The 19,361-nt window shown below is 47.8% G+C and carries 15 protein-coding genes and 1 tRNA gene; 13 read left to right on the forward strand and 3 right to left on the reverse strand.

Annotation, left to right across the window (positions count from 1 at the left end; genetic code table 11):
• Positions 1-238: 238 nt before the first annotated feature.
• Positions 239-1,255: a selenide, water dikinase SelD gene (gene selD / locus HMPREF1152_RS05665; RefSeq protein ID WP_442852107.1), complete on the reverse strand. Its 1,017-nt coding sequence runs from the start codon at positions 1,253-1,255 to the stop codon at positions 239-241.
• Positions 1,256-1,449: 194 nt separating this feature from the next.
• Entirely contained in the window at positions 1,450-2,598 is a 1,149-nt protein-coding gene (locus HMPREF1152_RS05670) for an aminotransferase class V-fold PLP-dependent enzyme (RefSeq protein ID WP_009644279.1), read from the reverse strand.
• A gap of 237 nt (positions 2,599-2,835) precedes the next feature.
• Between HMPREF1152_RS05670 and HMPREF1152_RS09585 the strand changes: the two genes are divergently transcribed.
• The 4 genes from HMPREF1152_RS09585 (at position 2,836) to HMPREF1152_RS05685 (ending at position 6,871) form a co-directional block, all read left to right on the forward strand.
• A tRNA-Sec gene (locus HMPREF1152_RS09585) sits at positions 2,836-2,932 on the forward strand.
• 27 nt (positions 2,933-2,959) lie between these two features.
• Positions 2,960-4,366 carry an L-seryl-tRNA(Sec) selenium transferase gene (gene selA / locus HMPREF1152_RS05675; RefSeq protein WP_009644358.1) on the forward strand — a complete coding sequence of 469 codons (1,407 nt, stop codon included), beginning with the start codon at positions 2,960-2,962 and terminating at the stop codon, positions 4,364-4,366.
• Positions 4,367-6,274 carry a selenocysteine-specific translation elongation factor gene (gene selB / locus HMPREF1152_RS05680; RefSeq protein ID WP_009644332.1) on the forward strand — a complete coding sequence of 636 codons (1,908 nt, stop codon included), beginning with the start codon at positions 4,367-4,369 and terminating at the stop codon, positions 6,272-6,274.
• A gap of 18 nt (positions 6,275-6,292) precedes the next feature.
• Entirely contained in the window at positions 6,293-6,871 is a 579-nt protein-coding gene (locus tag HMPREF1152_RS05685) for a hypothetical protein (protein ID WP_009644221.1), read from the forward strand.
• 100 nt (positions 6,872-6,971) lie between these two features.
• Here the strand turns inward: HMPREF1152_RS05685 and htpG are convergent, their stop codons facing one another.
• Complete coding sequence (gene htpG / locus HMPREF1152_RS05690; protein WP_009644378.1) at positions 6,972-8,906, reverse strand: molecular chaperone HtpG; 1,935 nt, start codon at positions 8,904-8,906, stop codon at positions 6,972-6,974.
• 562 nt (positions 8,907-9,468) lie between these two features.
• Between htpG and HMPREF1152_RS05695 the strand changes: the two genes are divergently transcribed.
• The 9 genes from HMPREF1152_RS05695 to HMPREF1152_RS09595 all read left to right on the forward strand — a co-directional run bounded on the left by HMPREF1152_RS05695 (position 9,469) and on the right by HMPREF1152_RS09595 (position 19,356).
• Positions 9,469-10,413 carry an NAD(P)/FAD-dependent oxidoreductase gene (locus tag HMPREF1152_RS05695; RefSeq protein WP_009644277.1) on the forward strand — a complete coding sequence of 315 codons (945 nt, stop codon included), beginning with the start codon at positions 9,469-9,471 and terminating at the stop codon, positions 10,411-10,413.
• Positions 10,414-10,486: 73 nt separating this feature from the next.
• Positions 10,487-11,341, forward strand: a complete 855-nt coding sequence (locus tag HMPREF1152_RS05700; protein ID WP_009644348.1) for an Mrp/NBP35 family ATP-binding protein — start codon at positions 10,487-10,489, stop codon at positions 11,339-11,341.
• A 288-nt stretch (positions 11,342-11,629) separates the two neighbouring features.
• Positions 11,630-11,923: an ArsR/SmtB family transcription factor gene (locus HMPREF1152_RS05705; protein ID WP_009644320.1), complete on the forward strand. Its 294-nt coding sequence runs from the start codon at positions 11,630-11,632 to the stop codon at positions 11,921-11,923.
• A 58-nt stretch (positions 11,924-11,981) separates the two neighbouring features.
• Positions 11,982-14,486 carry an FAD-dependent oxidoreductase gene (locus HMPREF1152_RS05710; RefSeq protein ID WP_009644225.1) on the forward strand — a complete coding sequence of 835 codons (2,505 nt, stop codon included), beginning with the start codon at positions 11,982-11,984 and terminating at the stop codon, positions 14,484-14,486.
• A gap of 549 nt (positions 14,487-15,035) precedes the next feature.
• The gene (locus tag HMPREF1152_RS05715; RefSeq protein ID WP_009644310.1) at positions 15,036-15,569 is read left to right on the forward strand and encodes a cupin domain-containing protein; all 534 of its coding nucleotides are present in this window, start codon (positions 15,036-15,038) and stop codon (positions 15,567-15,569) included.
• Positions 15,570-15,640: 71 nt separating this feature from the next.
• Positions 15,641-16,726, forward strand: a complete 1,086-nt coding sequence (locus HMPREF1152_RS05720; RefSeq protein WP_009644224.1) for an ABC transporter ATP-binding protein — start codon at positions 15,641-15,643, stop codon at positions 16,724-16,726.
• Positions 16,716-17,531, forward strand: coding sequence for an ABC transporter permease (locus HMPREF1152_RS05725; RefSeq protein ID WP_009644366.1), 816 nt, complete (start codon positions 16,716-16,718; stop codon positions 17,529-17,531). The genes HMPREF1152_RS05720 and HMPREF1152_RS05725 overlap by 11 nt, the downstream gene beginning before the upstream one ends.
• On the forward strand, positions 17,528-18,304 hold the full coding sequence (locus HMPREF1152_RS09590; protein WP_009644278.1) for an ABC transporter permease: 777 nt from the start codon (positions 17,528-17,530) through the stop codon (positions 18,302-18,304). The genes HMPREF1152_RS05725 and HMPREF1152_RS09590 overlap by 4 nt, the downstream gene beginning before the upstream one ends.
• Positions 18,301-19,356: an ABC transporter substrate-binding protein gene (locus HMPREF1152_RS09595; RefSeq protein ID WP_009644352.1), complete on the forward strand. Its 1,056-nt coding sequence runs from the start codon at positions 18,301-18,303 to the stop codon at positions 19,354-19,356. Before HMPREF1152_RS09590 ends, HMPREF1152_RS09595 begins: the two co-directional genes overlap by 4 nt.
• Positions 19,357-19,361 lie beyond the last annotated feature (5 nt).

The raw sequence follows: 19,361 nt of genomic DNA on the forward strand, positions 1-19,361 counted from the left end.
TTGTCCACCCTCTATCTTCTTTCAAAAAAGATAAAACCGCTATAGCCATTGAAATCTCAATGGCTATAGCGGTTTTGTAACACGTTTTTTGTCCTATAAGCCAAAAAAAGCGCTGCAGCTGTTGATATTTCAACAACTGCAGCGCTTATGGTTTTGTCTGCCGTCTATAAGGATTAATATCTTTCCGTTATCCTTCCGCTGTAGCAAGCCAATTGAAACGAGAAAGGCAAATATACAGCTATTTGTTAAGAATCTCGATGTAATGCGAGGTGCGCTTCTTGAACCTGCCGATGACTGCATTTTCACAACCTTTTTCTCCCAGCTGGTATTGCAGTCTCTCCAGCTCCGGCTCCTTGACAGCCAGCAGCAGCCCGCCGGAGGTCTGCGGGTCGTAGAGCATGTCGATCTGCTCCTGTTTGAGACCGACGCTGTAATCCATTACGTCCTCTGACAGGAAGGCCATGTTGTTGTGAGCTCCGGCCGGCAGGATTCCCTGTGCTGCGAATTCAAGTGCGCGACTCATGAGCGGGATTCTCTCGGTGAAAACTTCCAAAGTTACATCACCTGCCTTAGCCATTTCTGCGCCGTGACCTAACAGACCAAATCCGGTGATATCCGTGCAGCCGTCAACCTTGACACCTGCCGTTGCCTCAAATGCGTATTTGTTGAGCTCAGCCATCGTCCTGCTTAGCTCATCGCTCTCTGATTTATTGAGAAAATCAACCTTATCGGCACTCGTAAGCACACCAGAGCCGATCTTCTTGGTGATCACGAGATAATCCCCCTCAGATGCACTGTTGCTGAGTATGTCGTCCGGATGAGCAAAACCTGTTACGCTGAGTCCGTACTTAGGCTCCTTGTCATTGATGCTGTGTCCACCGGTAGTCATCGCACCGGCTTCGTTTACCTTGTCGTTGCCACCTTCGAGGATAGCTTCAACTGCAGCGAGAGGAAGCTTCTCGGGGAAGGTGAGCAAATTCATAGCCAGCTTAGGGGTACCACCCATAGCGTAGATGTCGCTGAGCGAGTTGGCTGCAGCAATCTGACCGAACATATATGGGTCATCCACGATTGGTGGGAAGAAGTCGATGCTGTTGATGATCGCAACGTCATCGCTAACCTTGTATACACAGGCATCGTCACTGCTGTCAAAACCGACCAACACGCACTCGTCACGAATCTTTGGCAGCTTAGACAGTATATCGCTTAGGACTCCCGGCCCTATCTTGGCTCCTCAACCGCCTGCTGTGGTCATCTCTGTAAGCTTGACATCCTCGAGTGCCATCGGTATGGCACAGCAGGTTTTCTGTTCGTTTTCGCCCATTATCCTGATACCTCTTTCTATTGGTATTTCGAACCCTTCGTATCACCTCGGACGGAGGTGCTTTTATCATGACTCGCGGATTGTCAGGTAAGACAATCTCCTGCGAAGGGATATTATGCTGCTGTTTATTTTGTCTGAGCGAGAATCTTGACGGCTGCAACAGCGGTATCGATCTCCTCTTCAGTGTTGAAAGGGCCAATCGAGAATCTGACCGTACCCTCCGGGAAGGTTCCGAGAGACTTGTGCGCAAGCGGTGCGCAGTGCAGACCGACTCTCGTGCTGATTCCGTATTCATGCTCCAGGTTGAATGCGCAAATACCGTTGTCTTTATTAAGAAAGTCCACCGAGATTACGCTCACCCTGCCTTCGACTGTGGGCAGACCGGCGAGATAAATTCCTTCGACATCCTTTAGCCCATCGAGCATCCTGGCTGATAACGCTTTCTCGTGTTCGTGTACCTTTTCGAAATTCTCCTCCAGCCATCGGAGCGCTGCGTGCAGTCCGAATATTCCCGGCAGATTGAGAGTTCCGCTCTCGAACCTGTCCGGCAGCTCAGATGGCATATCTGCCATGTCTGAATGGCTGCCTGTACCGCCGGAAACCAGCGGAGTGATTTCATCCTTGATCTCAGGATTAATCAGCATAACTCCAACTCCCTGAGGTCCGAGCAGTGACTTGTGACCGGGAACAGTGAGTCCGTCGATATGACACTTCTGCATATCGATTGGAGTATTGCCGGCAGTCTGTGCTGCATCGACGATGAAGATGACGCCCTGTTCATGACATCGTTTGCCGACCTCCTCTATAGGAAGCAGTGTGCCGCTGACATTGGATGCGTGCAGCATTACGACAGCGCGTACGTCCGGAGTTATCATGGCTAACGCGTCTTCAAGCTCCAGCTCCCCCAGTTCGTTGCATGGCATGCAGTCGTATTCAATCACACCGTCCTGCTGCAGCTGATGGAGCGGCCTGTATACAGCGTTGTGCTCCATGTGTGTGGTGAGGAATTTGTCTCCCTTCCCGGCGAGCCCCTTCATCAAGAAGTTGAGGCTGTAGGTATTGCCCGGTGTAAATATTGCGTTGCGCGCGCCGTAACCGTTCATCAGCTTGTCAATGAGCTCTCTGGTCTCGAGCACAACCTCGGCGGCCGAATATGCCTTTTCGTATCCGCCGCGGTTGATATTGCTGCCGACCTTGGTCATATATTCATAAACTGCATCCGCAACCTCCTTAGGCTTAGGATATGAGGTCGCTCCGTTATCAAGATAAATCATCGAAAACCTCCTTGGTAATACGGTCCAAAATAATCTGATACGCTACTAAAAATCAATCATTATATTTCCATTTAATTATATCATAAATATTCAAATTTGAATAAGCCGGGGGCGATATTTACAGGGCACACACAGTGTAATTCGTTTGCTACGATAGGCTTCATTTATTGTATTTTACGTAAACTCAAGTGTTGAAGGCTGTAGACTTTGATGCTATAATAACGAAGTATGTAACTTGGGGGTGGATAGGTGCTGGTGTGCCTTACGGTCTTCAAAACCGATATGAGGAGCTGATACCTTCTCGGGTGGGTTCAATTCCCACGCACTCCCGCCATTTGAGTTTGCATGGGAGTGAATAAGTATGAAGAGAAATGAAGTTTTACGGCAGATTCCGAAGATAGATGAGGTGCTTAAGGAGCACCTCTTTTCTAATGCCTTTGAAATCAGTGGAAGAGATGTAGTTACTGCTATGGCAAGGCGGGTAATCGATGAGGTTCGCTCGGAAATTTTGTCGCTCAGTGAAGCTGCGCTGGAGGCGTACGATACAACTAGGCTCAGCGTCTCCCACATTGCAGGGGAGATTATGGATAGACTTGAAGAGGATGAGATCAACCATCTGCACGGAGTTATCAACGCGACCGGAACCATACTGCATACCAATCTGGGCAGAGCTCCGCTTTGTGATGATGCGGTGCGAAATGTTGAGATGGTATCTCGTGGCTACTCGAATCTTGAGTATGATGTGAAGCTCGGCAAGCGCGGCTCGCGTCATGATATTTTGCAGGAGCTAATGGTCGAGCTGACCGGTGCTGAAGACGTCATGATTGTCAATAACAACGCTTCAGCGACCATGCTTGTGCTGTCAGCGATGGCTGAGGGACATGAGGTAGTTGTATCGCGTGGTGAGTTGGTTGAAATAGGAGGAGCCTTTAGAATTCCGGACATTATGGTGCAGAGCGGCGCAACTCTGCACGAGGTTGGAACTACCAACAAGACCAAGCCGAGCGACTATGAGAAGGCGATTAACGAGAACACCGGCGCGCTTATGAAGGTGCACACCAGCAATTACAAGATTATGGGGTTCACTGAAGAGGTTGAACTCGATGAGCTGGTGGACATCGGTAAGGATCACGACCTGCCTGTCATCTTCGATATGGGTAACGGTCTGATGGTTAACCTGTCCGAGTATGGGCTGGATGAACCGAATGTTCCTGCATCTCTCGCGACCGGTATCGATGTGATATTGTTTAGCGGTGATAAGCTGCTGGGAGGCCCTCAGGCCGGAATTATCGCAGGCAAGCGCAGGTATATCGAGAAGATGAAGAAGCATCCGCTGGCTCGTGCATTGAGAGTAGATAAGATGACTTTTGCAGCGATGGAGGAAACACTCAAAAAGTACAGAGACACATCAGTTGCGATGAGAGATATTCCGGTGCTTCGTATGATCAGCACTCCTCGCGACATCCTGCTCGGCAGAGCCGATAAGCTGTCTGCCAAGATTCGCGAAGCTAATGACAGGCTAAATGTCAGGATTGTAGATGCCGAAGACCAGATCGGTGGCGGCTCTGCACCGATGGTATTTTTGCCGGGAGTGGCAGTGGCAGTGACTTCCGATGCTACGACGACTAAGGGAATCGAGAGGGCATTGCGCAAATATGAGATTCCTGTTATCGCCAGAATTCATGAGGATGAACTGCTGTTTTCGGTAAGAACTGTCGTAGACCGGGAGATGGATGATATAGCAGCTGCACTGAAGGAAGTAGAATAGATGAAGAATGTAATTATTGGGACGGCAGGTCATGTAGATCACGGCAAGACTCAGCTGATCAAGGCTTTATCGGGGATTGACACGGATAGGCTGTCGGAAGAGCAGAAGCGTGGAATAACTATTGAGCTTGGGTTCGCTCATATTCCGAATGACGATGGCTACAACATAGGGGTAATTGATGTACCCGGGCATGAGAAGTTCATCAAGAATATGTTAGCAGGTATTGGCGGCATCGATTTCGTACTGTTTGTAGTTGCGGCAGATGAGGGTATCATGCCTCAGACCAAGGAACACTTTGAGATTCTTCAAGCTCTAGGTATCGACGACGGAATTATTGCTATCACCAAGAAGGATATGGTAGACGACGAGTGGATGGAGATGCTGCTCGATGATGTAAAGGAGTATTTCAAGGGATCCTTTCTCGATGGCAAGCCAATGATTCCGGTATCTTCCAAGACCGGTGATAATCTGGATGTACTCAAGGCGGAGATAATCAAGAAGTGCGACAGAGAGTCGAAGAGACGCGAAGAGCCTGAGTTGTTCAGGCTACCTATAGATAGAGTATTCTCGATGCAGGGATTTGGAACTGTCGTGACAGGCACGCTTGTGGATGGAGTGCTCAGAGAAGGCGATGAGATGACCATCTACCCGGAGGTGCTTGCCGCCAAGGTTAGAGGAATTCAGACCTACGGTAAGGATACCGATGTGGCAGTAGCAGGGCAGAGGACTGCTGTCAATCTCAGCAATATCAAGAAGGCTGATATTGACAGGGGATCAGTGCTGGCGGCACCCGGGGCGGTGAGCGTCACCAACATGCTTGATACCCGGCTCAGCGTATTTAAGAGCAGCGACAGGCAGATCTTCAATAACAGCAGAGTCCACCTCTATACCGGCAGCAAGGAGGTTCTGGCCAAGGTTATAATCATGGATCGCGATGCAATAGCTAGCGGTGACACAGCGTTTGTTCAGCTGAGATTAGAAGAAGAGATTGCTGTTAGAAGGGGTGACAGGTTCATCGTTAGGTTTTATTCGCCGGTAATTACTATCGGAGGCGGCATAATCCTGGATGCAAGGCCTGAGAAGCATAAGCGAAACAGAGAAGATGTGTTGTCGGATTTCAGAGTTTTAGCATCCGGAGATATTTATAAGATTGTTCACCTCAAAGCGGGAAAATGGAAATACTATAAGCAGCAGGAGCTCGGCCGCGAGCTTGGGCTCACCGTGCAGGAAATGCGAAATATTATCGGAAGCCTTGAGGAACATAGTCGGATTATAGTGCTTGCGGATGGCTCGATTGTTAGCGACGAAAAATTCAAGGTGCTCGAGGGAACGGCCGCTCAGATAATCGAAGAGTATCACAGCCAGAATCCTATGGTAGATGGGATTCCTAAGAGAGAGCTTCTCAGCAGAATCAAAGAATACAGGCATATCGAGGATGATAAGCTCGGTCAAGCTATTATCGTTAAGCTTCTTGAATCAGGTATGCTTGAGGATAAGGGCAAGGCTATCTCGCTTGCGGGCTTCCAGGTTGAGTTCTCCGCCGGTCAGCTGGCGTTGATGGATAGAATTGCTCAGATGTATGCGGATGCGGGATGTGAAGTCATCAAGAACGAAGATATATACGAGCTTGCCGGTGATAAGAGTATCGCGGCTGCGATTCAGGGAGAACTGGTAGAGCGGGGAATGATTATTAAGCTCGATGCCGGCCATTTCATAAACAGAGCCGCATGGGATGATATAGTGGCTGCCGCTCGGGAATTGTACGATGAGAAGCCCGATGGCTTTACGCTGGCCGAATATCGCGATAAGCTTGGAATCTCAAGAAAATTCGCAACTGTATTGCTATCCGGACTTGACAAGCTCGGTATTACGATGTTTAATGGAAGCGGTCGCAAGATTATAAAATAGAACGAAAGGACAATTACCATGAAGAAAAAGACACTACTTATTATAAGTATGCTTGTGCTCGTGATGTTTGCGCTTACTGCCTGTGGCGGGAAGAAGCCGTCTGATGTTGTAGAGGATAATCTCAAGCAGGTTAAGACTGAGAATGCTTCTTCAAGCGTAACTAAGCTGTTCAACGATAGCTCTTTAGAGCAGAAGTACGGTAAGGATTACGAAAAGTTCATCAAGAAGGTTCAGGACTTTGACTTCAAGATTAAGGGCGAAAAGGTCGATGGCAAGAAGGCAACTGTTGATGTTGAAATTAAGACTTACGACTTCGGAAATGCTTATAAGGAGACTTACAATCAGGTAGTTTCAGATGCTAAGGGCGGTAAGATCAACTCTTCGACTAACATCAAGGATTATGTATATAACCTGATGTTCCAGAAGCTGAACGGTGTTAAGGACAAAGCCTACACTAAGACAGTTAAAATCAACTGCACAAAGGATGACAAGGGTAACTGGAAGACTGATATCAACAGCAATGTTGACTTCCTGGATGCAATGATGGGTGGAATGTTCACAGCTATTAAGAGCGTAACATCTCAGCCTGCTCAGTAGTCTGTCGGTTGACGTGATTAAGATTCAACCTGAATAGCAAAGACAATAAAGCGCGGAGCATGTGCCCCGCGCTTTCGTCATGTCTTATGCTGCTTTAATGTTATTTCATCAGCTTGCAGATTCTATCTCCAAATGCGATTGGATCCTCGATAGGCATTCCTTCTAAAATCAACGCCTGGTCATATAGCAGGTGAGCGTAATCGCTGACCTTGTCGTTGTCTCCGTCGGATACTGCCTGCTTGATAGCTTCGAAGAAAGGCATATCTCCGTTGAGCTCCAGCACCTTATCCGCTTCAACCTCGGACATTTCCTTGTTGCCGGACATCGCAGCCTGAGCTTTGAGAATTTTTTCCATCTCGATTGACACACCGTCAGCAGTTGCGAAGCAAACAGGGTGGTTCTTGAGCCTTGCGGACAGGATGACCGAAGATACCTTGTTTCCGAGCGCATCCTTGATTGCGGCAAGCACATCCTTCGCAGCTTCATTTTTCTCTTCCTGCGCTTTCTTCTCGTCATCGCTCTGTTCGAAGCCGAGATCCTTGTCGGAGATGTTCTTGAACTCTTTGCTATCGTATGCGCGCATCATCATCAATGCAAACTCGTCGATCTCATCGGTGCAATACAGAACTTCATAGCCCTTTTCAGTGAAGAGATCCATCTGTGGCATCATCTTGATTTTGCTTCTTGATTCGCCGGCTGCGTAGTAGATGTACTTTTGATCCTCCGGCATTCTGGATACGTAGTCCTTGAGAGTACTCATGGCTTCGGTCGTGCCGCTGTAGTAGAGCAGGAGATCCTTGATCTTACCCTTGTCAGCGCCGTAGTTGTCGTAAACTCCGTACTTGAGCTGAATGCCAAATTTATCAAAGAACTGCTCGTACTTTTCCGGCTCTCTGTCACGCATCTCGCCAAAGGCCTGGAGCAGCTTCTTCTCAAGTCTTTGTGCGATAGCCCTGAGCTGCCTATCCTGCTGCAACATCTCTCTGGAGATGTTGAGTGATAAATCCGGGGAGTCAACCAGTCCGCTGACAAAGCCGAAATAGCTTGGCAATAAATCCTCGCACTTATCCATTATCAGTACACCGCTGGAATACAGCTGCAGTCCACGCTTGAAATCCTTGCTGTAGAAGTTGAACGGCACATCGCTTGGTATGAACAGCAGTGCGTCGTATGAAATAACACCCTCGACGTTAGTGTGGATGACCTTTAGCGGATCACTCCAGGCCATGTAAGTTTTTTTGTAGAAATCGTTGTACTGCTCGTCAGTGATGTCGCTCTTCTTGGTCTTCCAGAGCGGAACCATGCTGTTGAGCTTGTCATCCTCTGTAAATGTCTCGTATTCGGGCTTGTAATCCTCGGCCGCCTTTTCTTCATCTGTTGCAGGCTTTTGACGCTGCTTAGTCACACTCATCATGATAGGGTAGCGAATATAGTCGGAGTACTGCTTGACGATGCTCCTGAGCCTGTACTCCTCGAGGAACTCGCTGTATTTGTCGTCGTCGGTGTCATCTCTGAGGTAGAGGATGATGTCCGTCCCGGCTTCGGCTCTTTCAGTCTCTTCGATAGTGAAGCCGTCGGCACCTTCGCTCTCCCAGACGTATGCCTGATCTGCACCAAATGCTCTGGAGACTACCTTGATGCGCTTTGCAACCATAAATGCGCTGTAAAATCCCACTCCGAATTGACCGATGATATCGGTATCCTCCATTGCCTCGGCATTTTCCGACTTGAACTTGAGGGAGCCGCTGCTTGCAATGATTCCGAGGTTGTTTTCTAATTCTTCCCGGGTCATACCGATTCCGTTATCGGAAACCGTTATAGTTCCGGCCTCCTTGTCCGGTGTGATCCTGATCTCAAAGTCGTCTCTCGAGAGTCCCGTGCGTCCCTCGACTGTTTCCTTGTAATAGCGCTTGTCTATTGCGTCGCTGGCATTGCTGATGATTTCTCTTAAGAATATCTCGCGGTTAGTGTAGATAGAGTTTATCATCAGGTCTAATAATCTCTGAGATTCTGCTTTAAATTGTATTTTCTCCATATTTATAACCTTCTTTCGCGAATTGTTGATTGAATTTTAGCACTCTGTCGTGCTGTCTGCTAATAATATACTACTAGTTGGGGTTCATTTCAAGGCTTACGGCAAATAGCCTCCCGGCGAGCAGGAGGCAGCAGATTGTGTGTACGTCCGCAGATTGCACAAAAGCGACGTGACTTGCTTAATATGTGCGTATGTTTAATAAATACTCTCGCTCCGCAGATTGCATAAAAGCTGCGTGACTTGCAGTGCTGATACAATACTCTCTTTCGGTGATCTGCCTTACCCTCTGAATGCAGAGGAACTGAATCAAATATAATTAGACAGCATACCGCCGAGAATGCTGAAACTGCCGAAGTTTCGCCGAAGGATTATTTGCCGCAGAACACAATCAAGTTGCACGCTGCAAATATAAAATTAGATTGTGCAAAATTAAAAATCACATAACATTCATATTTGAGTCATTGCTGCGAGTATAATTAGATTATCAAAGAGACATGATGAGCTTGAGCAGCTCGCGTATGTATAAGGTATATATATATAAGATAAATACGGAGGTATCGAGATGGCTGATAGGTATGATGTTGTAATTGTTGGTGGAGGTCCTGCCGGTCTAACCGCGGGCATCTATGCTGCCAGAGCAGGCAAGTCGACTGCTATCATTGAGCGCGGAATGATAGGTGGACAGATTACCTTTACGGATTCGATTGATAATTTCCCGGCAGCGCCCGGCATGAACGGCGCTGAGTATGCGATGAAGATTCAGGCGCAGGCTGAGTCATTTGGCGCAGAAATCATCATGGATGAAATAGTAGAAGTATCTGCACCTGAGTCTGAGGGCGAAGTCTTTAAGCTCAAGGGCAACAACGATGATTACGAAGCCGTTTCCGTTGTCCTCGCAACAGGTCTTGACAACAGGAAAATGGGAATTTCCGGTGAAGATGGTTTCATCAGTCGTGGAATCTCATTCTGCGCAGTATGCGACGGAGCATTCTTTAGAAATAAAGAGGTTGCTGTGTACGGTGGCGGTAACACGGCAGTTGAAGATGCAACCTTCCTAGCTAACATTTGCAGCAAGGTTACGATAATCCACAGAAGAGATAGATTTAGAGCAGAGCAGGCTGTTGTCAACGAGCTAAAAGCGCACGATAATGTTGAGTTTGTTATGAGCAGCAACGTAGTTGGGGTAAACGGAGATAACGCTCTTGAGACTATCACGGTTAAGAATAACGAGACGGGAGAGACCGGAGATATTGCCGTAAGCGCTCTGTTCGTAGCAATCGGCAAGATTCCTAACGGCAAGCCTTTTGCCGACCTTGTAGCAACTGACGATGCGGGCTACTATGATATCGACGAGACGTGTATAACACAGACTCCGGGACTGTTTGTAGCAGGAGACGGCAGAAGCAAGCAACTCAAGCAGCTGACAACAGCAGTAGCTGACGGTTCTGTCGCGGCAACTAAGGCTTGCCAGTATGTGGATAGACTGAATGGTCGAGAATATATCTAGGATTTACAGAAATTTGTAGTACAATGATAGGGCATGATTAACAAATAAGAAACGCTTATATAGGAGGAATGAAATGGCAGACAATATGCAGACACCGGAATCCTGCAGCCATGACTGTTCAAGCTGCGGGTCCAGCTGCTCATCCAGAGAAGCCGGGGCGCCTCAGCATGAGCAGCTCAATGAAAACAGCAGGGTTGAGAAGGTTATCGCGGTAGTGAGCGGCAAGGGCGGCGTTGGCAAATCAATGGTTACAGCGCTTTCGGCTGTTGCGGCTAACCGCAACGGATGCAAGGTTGGCGTTATGGACGCCGATATCACAGGACCGACGATTCCTAAGATGTTCGGCATTCACGACAAGGCTTACGGAAGCGAGATCGGCATCATACCTTGTGCGACTCCGTCCGAGGTTAAGCTTATGTCGCTGAATCTGCTCACCGAAAATGAGAGCGATCCTGTTGTATGGAGAGGTCCGGTTATCGCGGGTGCAGTCACTCAGTTTTGGACAGATGTAGCATGGGGAGACCTGGATGTAATGTTCATCGATATGCCTCCGGGTACAGGAGATGTGCCGCTGACAGTATTCCAGTCGCTTCCGGTTGACGGAATTATCGTCGTTACATCTCCTCAGGAGCTCGTGTCCATGATTGTTGAGAAGGCGGTCAAGATGGCCGAGATGATGAACGTGCCGATCCTTGGAATAGTTGAAAATATGAGCTACTTCGAGTGCCCGGACAATGGCAGGAAATACGAAATCTTCGGCAAGAGTCATGTCGACGAGATCGCAGCGGAGCATGGGCTAAAAGTGTTGGCCAAGCTGCCAATTGATCCTGACCTCGCTACGCTCAGCGATCAGGGAAGGATCGAGTTCGCAGACACATCGCTTCTCGACGAATCGATCATGCAGATTATGGACGGAATTGGCAGGTAGATCGCCATCCGCATATTTATCTTTAAAAAATAGCCTCGGTTGTACTATTTCGGTATGCCGAGGCTTTTTGTATGTCTGCGATATCTTGGAACGGATACGTCAGAGCACTTCATGGATAATTTCGCTATATGCAAAGCAAAAATGCAAAGAGAAAAGAAGAATAACTATTGACAACTATATTAGTATATTGTAATATTCAAATATATTAATATGCTAATATAGTGCATAGCGCAAGCCGCAAGCGCATATGATTGCACGACACAGGATTAATAAAATGAGAGGTTGAACATGAAATCACAGAGAGAATTAATAGAGGAAAAGGCAGAGATAGTTAAGGCTCTTTCGTCTCCCGCCAGACTGTGCATAGTCAAGACACTGATAGATCAGGGCGAGAAGACTGTTGGCGATATTACCGACTGTATGGATCTGTCTCAATCGGCAATTTCACAGCAGCTGGCTAAGCTCAAGAGCTTAGGGCTGGTTGAGGTAAGAAGAGAGGGCAATATGGCCTTCTACAGCTGCGTGCGAGATGATGTCAGGGTGTTTGTAGAGACTCTGTTCGAATTGGAGAGCTTATTGTAAACAGAATCATTTCAACTTGGATTTTACTTTAAATGGATATTCATATATGGAGGTAAACATGAAGGTTTTAGTTGTCGGAGCTGTTGCAGGTGGCGCGACAGCGCTGGCGAGACTCAGAAGGCTGGATGAAGACGCAGAGATTATAGTGTTTGAGAGAGGTGGATACATCTCTTATGCTAACTGCGGTTTGCCGTATTATATCGGCGAGCAGATTAAGAATAGAGAATCGCTTTTCGTATCCGACAAGGACACGATAGAGGCAAAGTATAGAGTTGAGATTCGGCTGAACAGTAATGTCGAGTCGATAGACAGAGAACGTAGAATGATAGAGGTCAAGAATCCGGAAACAGGTGAGGTGTATGAAGAAACATACGATAAGCTGTTGCTGTCGACCGGATCCTCACCGTTTGTGCCAAATCCGACCTGGCTGGATCAGACGAGAGTATTTAAGCTCTGGACTATTCCGGACACTGACAGTATCTACGAATTTGTCGTAAGTTATGCACCTAAGCGTGCAGTTATAGTCGGTGGCGGATTTATCGGATTGGAGATGGCGGAAAATCTTAGCGATCGGGGCGTTGAAGTTTCACTCTGTGATATGGCCGATCAGGTAATGCCGCCCATCGACAAGGATATGGCCAAGATAGTAGAGGTCAGACTGGCTGAACAGGGTGTTCATCTTCATCTGGGCAATGGTCTAAAGGACATCGAGAACGATGGCACAAGAGTCGTGCTTGCTGACGGAACTGCTATTGAGACTGATTTAGTTATTCTTTCGATAGGAGTAAAGCCGAACAGCCAGCTTGCCGAGGCTGCCGGACTTGAGTTAAATGCCAGGCGCGGAATCAAGGTGGACGAGTTCATGCGCACCTCCGATCCGAACATATACGCTGTTGGAGACGTTATCGGTGTGCAGGACTATATACTTGGTGGCGAGGTGATGATTCCACTTGCAGGCCCGGCCAATAAGCAGGGCAGGAATGTTGCGGAGAACATACTTGGTCTCGGGCAGAAAACTTACGATGGAACACTGGGGACTTCCGTTGCCAAGATATTTGACATGACTGTTGCCTCAACCGGAGCTAGCGAGAAGTCATTAAGTAGAGCGGGCAAGGTCTATGGCAAGGATTACCACGTTTCACTGGTCCATCCTATGAGCCACGCAGGCTATTACCCGGGTGCAACGCCGATGACTATCAAGCTTATCTTCGCTGACTGCGGAGATGTGCTCGGCGCGCAGATAGTCGGATATGATGGTGTGGATAAGAGAATTGATACTATTTCGACCCTGTTGCATTTCCATGGGAAGGTGGATGACCTCACCAATCTTGAGCTTGCCTACGCACCGCCGTACTCGTCGGCCAAGGACCCTGTGAATTTTGCAGGTTATGCGGCAGAGAACATACTTGTGGGATTTGCACACCCGATAAAATTCAGCGAGTGGGAGGCCGATAAGGACAAATACGTGCTGCTCGATGTGCGAGAGGAAATAGAAGTGTTGGCGAGTCCTGTCGATGGGGCGATTCATATCCCGCTGACAAAGCTTCGCGACAGGTTCGAGGAACTGGACAGGGATAAGTGCTATGTAGCTTTCTGCGCAGTCGGTCTTAGAGGATATATAGCCGAGAGAATTCTCCGTCAGAAGGGGTATGATGCATACTACCTTATCGGTGGACACAGAACCATGAAGACGCTGACGGCTGATATAAGTAAAATCAAGGCACATCAGGGGGCGGATGCTGCAAAGGTTGACACTTCACAGGAGAAGCTCGCTGTAAATTCCGTACGGGCCGAGAACAAAACTGTAGCGATCGATGCTTGTGGACTTAGCTGTCCGGGACCTATACTCAAGGTATCTGACGCGATGAAGGCACTTGAGACCGGAGATAAACTGGACGTTTCCGCCAGTGATCCCGGGTTTATCAGCGATATTGGAAGCTGGTGTCAGAATACAGGCAATACGCTACTGGAAACCTCGTCTGACGGCGGCAGTTATCATGCGGTGCTGCAGCGAGGTGTGAGCTGCGATGCCTCCGGAGTGTGCGAGGCCCCCGGTAGCAGCTGCGAGGAATCAGTAGATACATCGTGTACTCCCAAGGAGAAGACGATGATAGTTTTTGACGGAGATTTGGATAAAGCGATCGCTTCGTTTATAATCGCCACCGGAGCGGCCGCGATGGGCAACAAGGTGCACATGTTCTTTACCTTCTGGGGGTTAAGCGTCATAAGAAAGCATCAACCTCCGACAGTCAAGAAGAATTTCATATCCGGGATGTTTGCCAATATGCTGCCAAAGGGCTCGAGAAAGCTCAAGCTATCGCATATGAATATGGGCGGTATGGGAGCCAAGATGATACGCAACGTCATGAAATCCAAGGATATAGCGTCGCTTGAAGAGTTGATCCGGACTGCTATAGATATGGGGGTCGAGATGACGGCGTGTCAGATGTCTATGGATGTGATGGGGCTTACCAAGGACGAGCTGCTGGATGGTGTCAAGATTGGCGGCGTTGCTACGATGCTCAACAATTCAGATAAGTCCAATATGAACCTCTTTATATAGCAATATTTGCTGCAGTTAGGGGGTTAAGTGGAACTCCCTGAGAATTTATATAGCAATATTGCGAACAAAATTATAGTGCAGGTGATTGAGGAGAGGTAGGTAATAACTTGGTGGAAAGTAAGGAGTGATGCCTATAGCGGAAAATGAGTGAACGGAGCTGCAGACGAGCTTAAAGGCGCCTCTCTAGCAGCTCCTTGAGAAAAATGTGTACAATTTACAAGTTACAAGCACAAACTGCAAAACGTGCTGCAAATAAAAACTGATAAAGTATATTAAATCATAATAATTCAAAAGGATAATTTTAATTCCGAAAGGTCGTTAATTTAGCGGCCTTTTTTATTTTTCCAAGAAATCATTACCGCACTTTGTTTAATATATCGAGAATTTTGATTAATATATTGACATTAGACTGCGCGCGATTATAATTATACTGTTAGTTTACTAATACTAAATTTTTTACTTATTATAATGCGTGGCAGCAAACAGTCCTGTGTTGAGCGATATGCTGCTGAGGCGTGATATTATAGGGATTTCAGGTGAGGAGTTTTAATGGAAATCGGTGACAAGATTAAACAGCTGAGAATAGAGCGTGGACTCACACAGGAGGAGCTGGCTGACAGAGCCGAGCTTTCCAAAGGGTTCATATCGCAGGTTGAGAGAGATCTGACATCTCCCTCGATTGCGACGCTCGAGGACATCATAATATCTCTCGGAAGCGATCTCACAACCTTCTTCTCTGAAAAGGAGAAACCGCAGATTGTTTTTAACAGTGATGATTACTTCGTCAAGGAGGATGAACGCCACAAAAGCACGATAGAGTGGATAGTCCCGAATGCCCAGAAAAATAACATGGAACCCATCAGGGTTACCATTGGCGCCGGGGGTACGACAATTCCCGACAATCCTCATGAAGGTGAGGAATTCGGGTATGTAATCAAAGGGGCTATCGATATTCACATCGGCAGTGACAGTTATCACGTCAAGAAGGGTGAGACCTTCTATATCTATCCGGAGCAGGAGCATCATATCAGCTCGTGCAAAGGAGCAGAGATAATATGGGTTAGCTCGCCGCCCAGCTTTTAAGCGAGTTATATCGAGTTATATATGGGAACGTACCGGGAAGTTTGCGCCAATGACTATTTTGGAGGAAAGATTTGAACGAGTTAATCAGACTGGACAACATCAGCAAGAGCTTTGAAGGGCACGAGGTCTTATCAGACATTACGCTTTCGATCAAGGAAAACGAGTTTGTGACTCTGCTCGGACCATCGGGATGTGGCAAGACTACAACTCTTCGTATCATCGGTGGATTTGAAACGCCGGACACGGGAAGGGTGATTTTTGAAGGCAGGGACATCACCAATGTTCCCCCCAACCAGCGTCATGTCAACACTGTGTTTCAAAACTATGCTCTGTTCCCTCATATGACGGTACAGGAGAATATAGCTTTCGGACTTCGCGTAAGCGGCAAGTCCGAGCAATACATCAAGGACAAGATTGCTTATGGACTTAAGCTGGTTAACCTGGATGGGTATGGCAAAAGAACCATAGACAAGATGTCAGGCGGACAGCAGCAGCGAGTAGCGATGGCTCGAGCTATCGTGAATGAGCCTAGGGTGCTGCTGCTGGATGAACCGCTCGGAGCTCTAGATCTCAAGCTAAGGCAGGAGATGCAGTACGAGCTGGTGCGGCTCAAGAAGGAGCTTGGCATTACATTTATATACGTGACCCACGATCAGGAGGAAGCCCTCACGATGTCGGATAATGTCATAGTCATGAACAACGGTCTTATTCAACAGATGGGAACTCCCGAGGAGATCTATAACGAGCCGGAGAATGCGTTTGTAGCGGACTTTATCGGGGATAGCAATATCATCGATGCGAGAATGGTCGATGACAAGCTGGTTATGATTGACGGTCATATGTTTGAATGCATAGATGGCAATTGGAACGGCTTCTACGTGGGGCAGCCTGTTGATGCTGTAATCAGACCGGAGGACATCGAGATTCGCGAATACGATGAGGGAATCATGAACGGCACGATTGTCAGCAAACTGTTCATCGGAGTGCACTATGAGATGCTGGTGCAGAGTGAGAACGGCAAGGTTGAGTGGCTGCTTCAGAACTATGATTCACATGAGGTTGGGGAGATGATAGGCATGTATGTAAGACCCGAAAATATCCAGATTATGCATAAGCCGACATCTGAAGCTGAGGAGGCACAGGAACTTGATATCTAAGAAGAGCTATACAGCACCTTTTGCCATCTGGGTTATCGCAGGCACGGTAATTCCGATTTTGACCATAGCATACTATGGCATCACCAACAGAAATGGTGCATTTACATTAGAAAATATAACGGCGATGTTCAATCCGCAGCATCTGGAGGCTCTCGGATTATCACTGCTCTTATCGCTAGTGAGCACGATTGTGTGCCTCATACTGGCTTTTCCTATGGCGCTCATCCTGCGCGGGAGCAGGTTCGGTAAGCAGGGCTTTATGATTTTCGTGTTCATCCTGCCGATGTGGATGAACTTCCTGCTCAGAACGATGGCCTGGCAGGTGTTGCTCGAGAGACAGGGTGTAATCAACTCACTGCTCGCATCGATCGGCCTTCCCAGGCAGGAGATGATGGGCACTCCGGGGGCGGTAGTGCTCGGCATGGTATATGACTTCCTGCCGTTCATGGTGCTTCCTATATACAATGTCGTGTCCAAGATAGATAACCGTCTTATCGAAGCGGCATACGACCTCGGGGCCGGTAAATTCTATGTATTCAGAAAGATTATCTTCCCTCTCAGTATTCCGGGAATCGCAAGCGGTGTGACGATGGTGTTTATCCCGGCCCTCACTACATTTGTTATCTCTAACATGCTGGGTGGAGGTAAGGTCAACCTGATAGGCAACATCATCGAGCAGGAATTCACAGTTAATTCCAACTGGTATCTCGGATCTGGGCTGTCGCTCATAATGATGGTATTTATCATCGTAAGCATGCTTGCAGTTCAGAAGTTTAGCGACGAAGAGGGGGGCAACATGATATGAAGAAGTTTTGTGGCAACATGTATTTGGTAATCATAATGCTGTTCCTGTATCTCCCCATCCTGACGCTGATTCTGCTCTCGTTCAATGAGAGCAAATCGATGGCGGTATTCACGAGGTTCTCGCTCAAGTGGTACAAGGAGATGTTTCACAGCCGCCTAATTCTGGGAGCTATTGTAAATACCTTTTCAATAGCCATACTTGCAGCGATGATAGCTACTGTGATCGGCACCTTGGCTGTAATCGGCATAGAGTCCATAAGGCGTAGGACGGAGAATGTACTGCTGGCAGTTAACAACATTCCGATGCTCAACGCAGATATTGTAACCGGCATATCGCTGATGCTGTCCTTCCTTCTCTTTGGAATATCGCTGGGGTATATGACGATACTGTTCTCTCATGTAACATTCTGCATTCCTTATGTAATCCTGTCCGTGAGACCGAGGATGAACAAGAAGACGGACACACTTTTTGAAGCGGCGCTCGACCTGGGGGCTTCCAGAGGGTATGCGTTTAGAAAGGTTGTACTTCCCGAACTGATGCCGGGAATATTGTCAGGCTCGCTGTTGTCATTTACAATGTCGGTCGATGATTTTGTGGTTACGCATTTCACCAGAGGTGCGGGTATTAACACCATCTCGACACTCATCTACAGTGAGGTCAAGATTGGGATCAGACCATCACTGTATGCGCTGTCTACGATTATTTTCGTTATCGCCTTGGTTGCGCTGCTGATAGTCAACTTCAACAGAGATAAGGAGCCAAAGAGGGCATGAAGAAGAAATTAATACTGGGTTCGGTGCTCGTGCTGCTGATGGCTATTCTGACGGGATGCCGCAGCGGCGAGAATGGAGAAGTGTATGTATATAGCTACGGAGATTATTATGACCCTGAGATTATCGCTGATTTTGAAGCGGACACCGGCATAAGGGTCATTCAGGACACCTATGATACGGCGGAGGAGATGTATCCTGTCATCAAGAACGGGTCGGCAGACTACGACGTTGTATGTACATCCGATTATATGGTTGGCAGGATGATGGACGAAGGACTGCTGCTCAAGCTGGACAAGAGGAACATCAGGAATCTCAAGAATATGGATTCTAAATACATGAAAATGGCGGAGGCATTTGATCCGGGCAACCGGTATTCGGTGCCGCACGTTGTGGGTGTGCAGGGAATACTGTATAACAAAAAAAAGACCGGCGGAAAAAAGATCGACTCCTGGAATGCTCTCTGGGATTCTACATACGCCAATAATATAGTCATGCAGGACAGCGTTCGCGATGCGTTTGCAATCTCGCTGATGCGACTTGGATATTCACCTAATTCAACCAATCCTAAGGAGATAGAAGCGGCCAAGAATGCGCTTAAGGAGCAGAAGCCGCTCGTATACAAATACGCAAATGACTCGGCTCGTGACCTGCTGGCTGACGGCTCGGCGACAATTGGAGTAGTGTGGAACGGCGAGTATCAGTATACGCACGACCTCAACAAGGACGTGGAGTTCGTAGTCCCCAAGGAAGGGGCAGAGTTCTTTATCGATTCGTGGATCATTCCTAAGACTTCCAAGAACAAGAAGAATGCCGAGAAATTCATCAACTACATGTGCAGAGCCAGCGTAGCGAAGAGAAACTTTGACTATCTATATTACACCATGCCTAACGCGGCAGCAATCAGGAAGATTCCTTCAAAATACGTGTCGAATCCTGCCATGTTCCCAACCCGGGACAGTATTGACAGATGTACGCTTCTGACCAAGCTTGACCCGGAAACGACCAAGCTATATAGTGACAGCTGGAAGGAAGTTAAATCGAGCAAGAACTAGGTGCC

This window comes from Mogibacterium sp. CM50, assembly GCF_000293155.1.
In the GTDB taxonomy this organism is placed as follows: Bacteria; Bacillota; Clostridia; order Peptostreptococcales; family Anaerovoracaceae; genus Mogibacterium; species Mogibacterium timidum.

Bases quoted from the DNA above. Each gene is read 5' to 3' on its own strand.
- HMPREF1152_RS05670 (WP_009644279.1), bottom strand. From the start codon at position 2,598: ATGATTTATCTTGATAACGGAGCGACCTCATATCCTAAGCCTAAGGAG.
- selA (WP_009644358.1), top strand. From the start codon at position 2,960: ATGAAGAGAAATGAAGTTTTACGGCAGATTCCGAAGATAGATGAGGTG.
- selB (WP_009644332.1), top strand. From the start codon at position 4,367: ATGAAGAATGTAATTATTGGGACGGCAGGTCATGTAGATCACGGCAAG.
- HMPREF1152_RS05685 (WP_009644221.1), top strand. From the start codon at position 6,293: ATGAAGAAAAAGACACTACTTATTATAAGTATGCTTGTGCTCGTGATG.
- htpG (WP_009644378.1), bottom strand. From the start codon at position 8,906: ATGGAGAAAATACAATTTAAAGCAGAATCTCAGAGATTATTAGACCTG.
- HMPREF1152_RS05695 (WP_009644277.1), top strand. From the start codon at position 9,469: ATGGCTGATAGGTATGATGTTGTAATTGTTGGTGGAGGTCCTGCCGGT.
- HMPREF1152_RS05700 (WP_009644348.1), top strand. From the start codon at position 10,487: ATGGCAGACAATATGCAGACACCGGAATCCTGCAGCCATGACTGTTCA.
- HMPREF1152_RS05705 (WP_009644320.1), top strand. From the start codon at position 11,630: ATGAAATCACAGAGAGAATTAATAGAGGAAAAGGCAGAGATAGTTAAG.
- HMPREF1152_RS05710 (WP_009644225.1), top strand. From the start codon at position 11,982: ATGAAGGTTTTAGTTGTCGGAGCTGTTGCAGGTGGCGCGACAGCGCTG.
- HMPREF1152_RS05715 (WP_009644310.1), top strand. From the start codon at position 15,036: ATGGAAATCGGTGACAAGATTAAACAGCTGAGAATAGAGCGTGGACTC.
- HMPREF1152_RS09590 (WP_009644278.1), top strand. From the start codon at position 17,528: ATGAAGAAGTTTTGTGGCAACATGTATTTGGTAATCATAATGCTGTTC.
- HMPREF1152_RS09595 (WP_009644352.1), top strand. From the start codon at position 18,301: ATGAAGAAGAAATTAATACTGGGTTCGGTGCTCGTGCTGCTGATGGCT.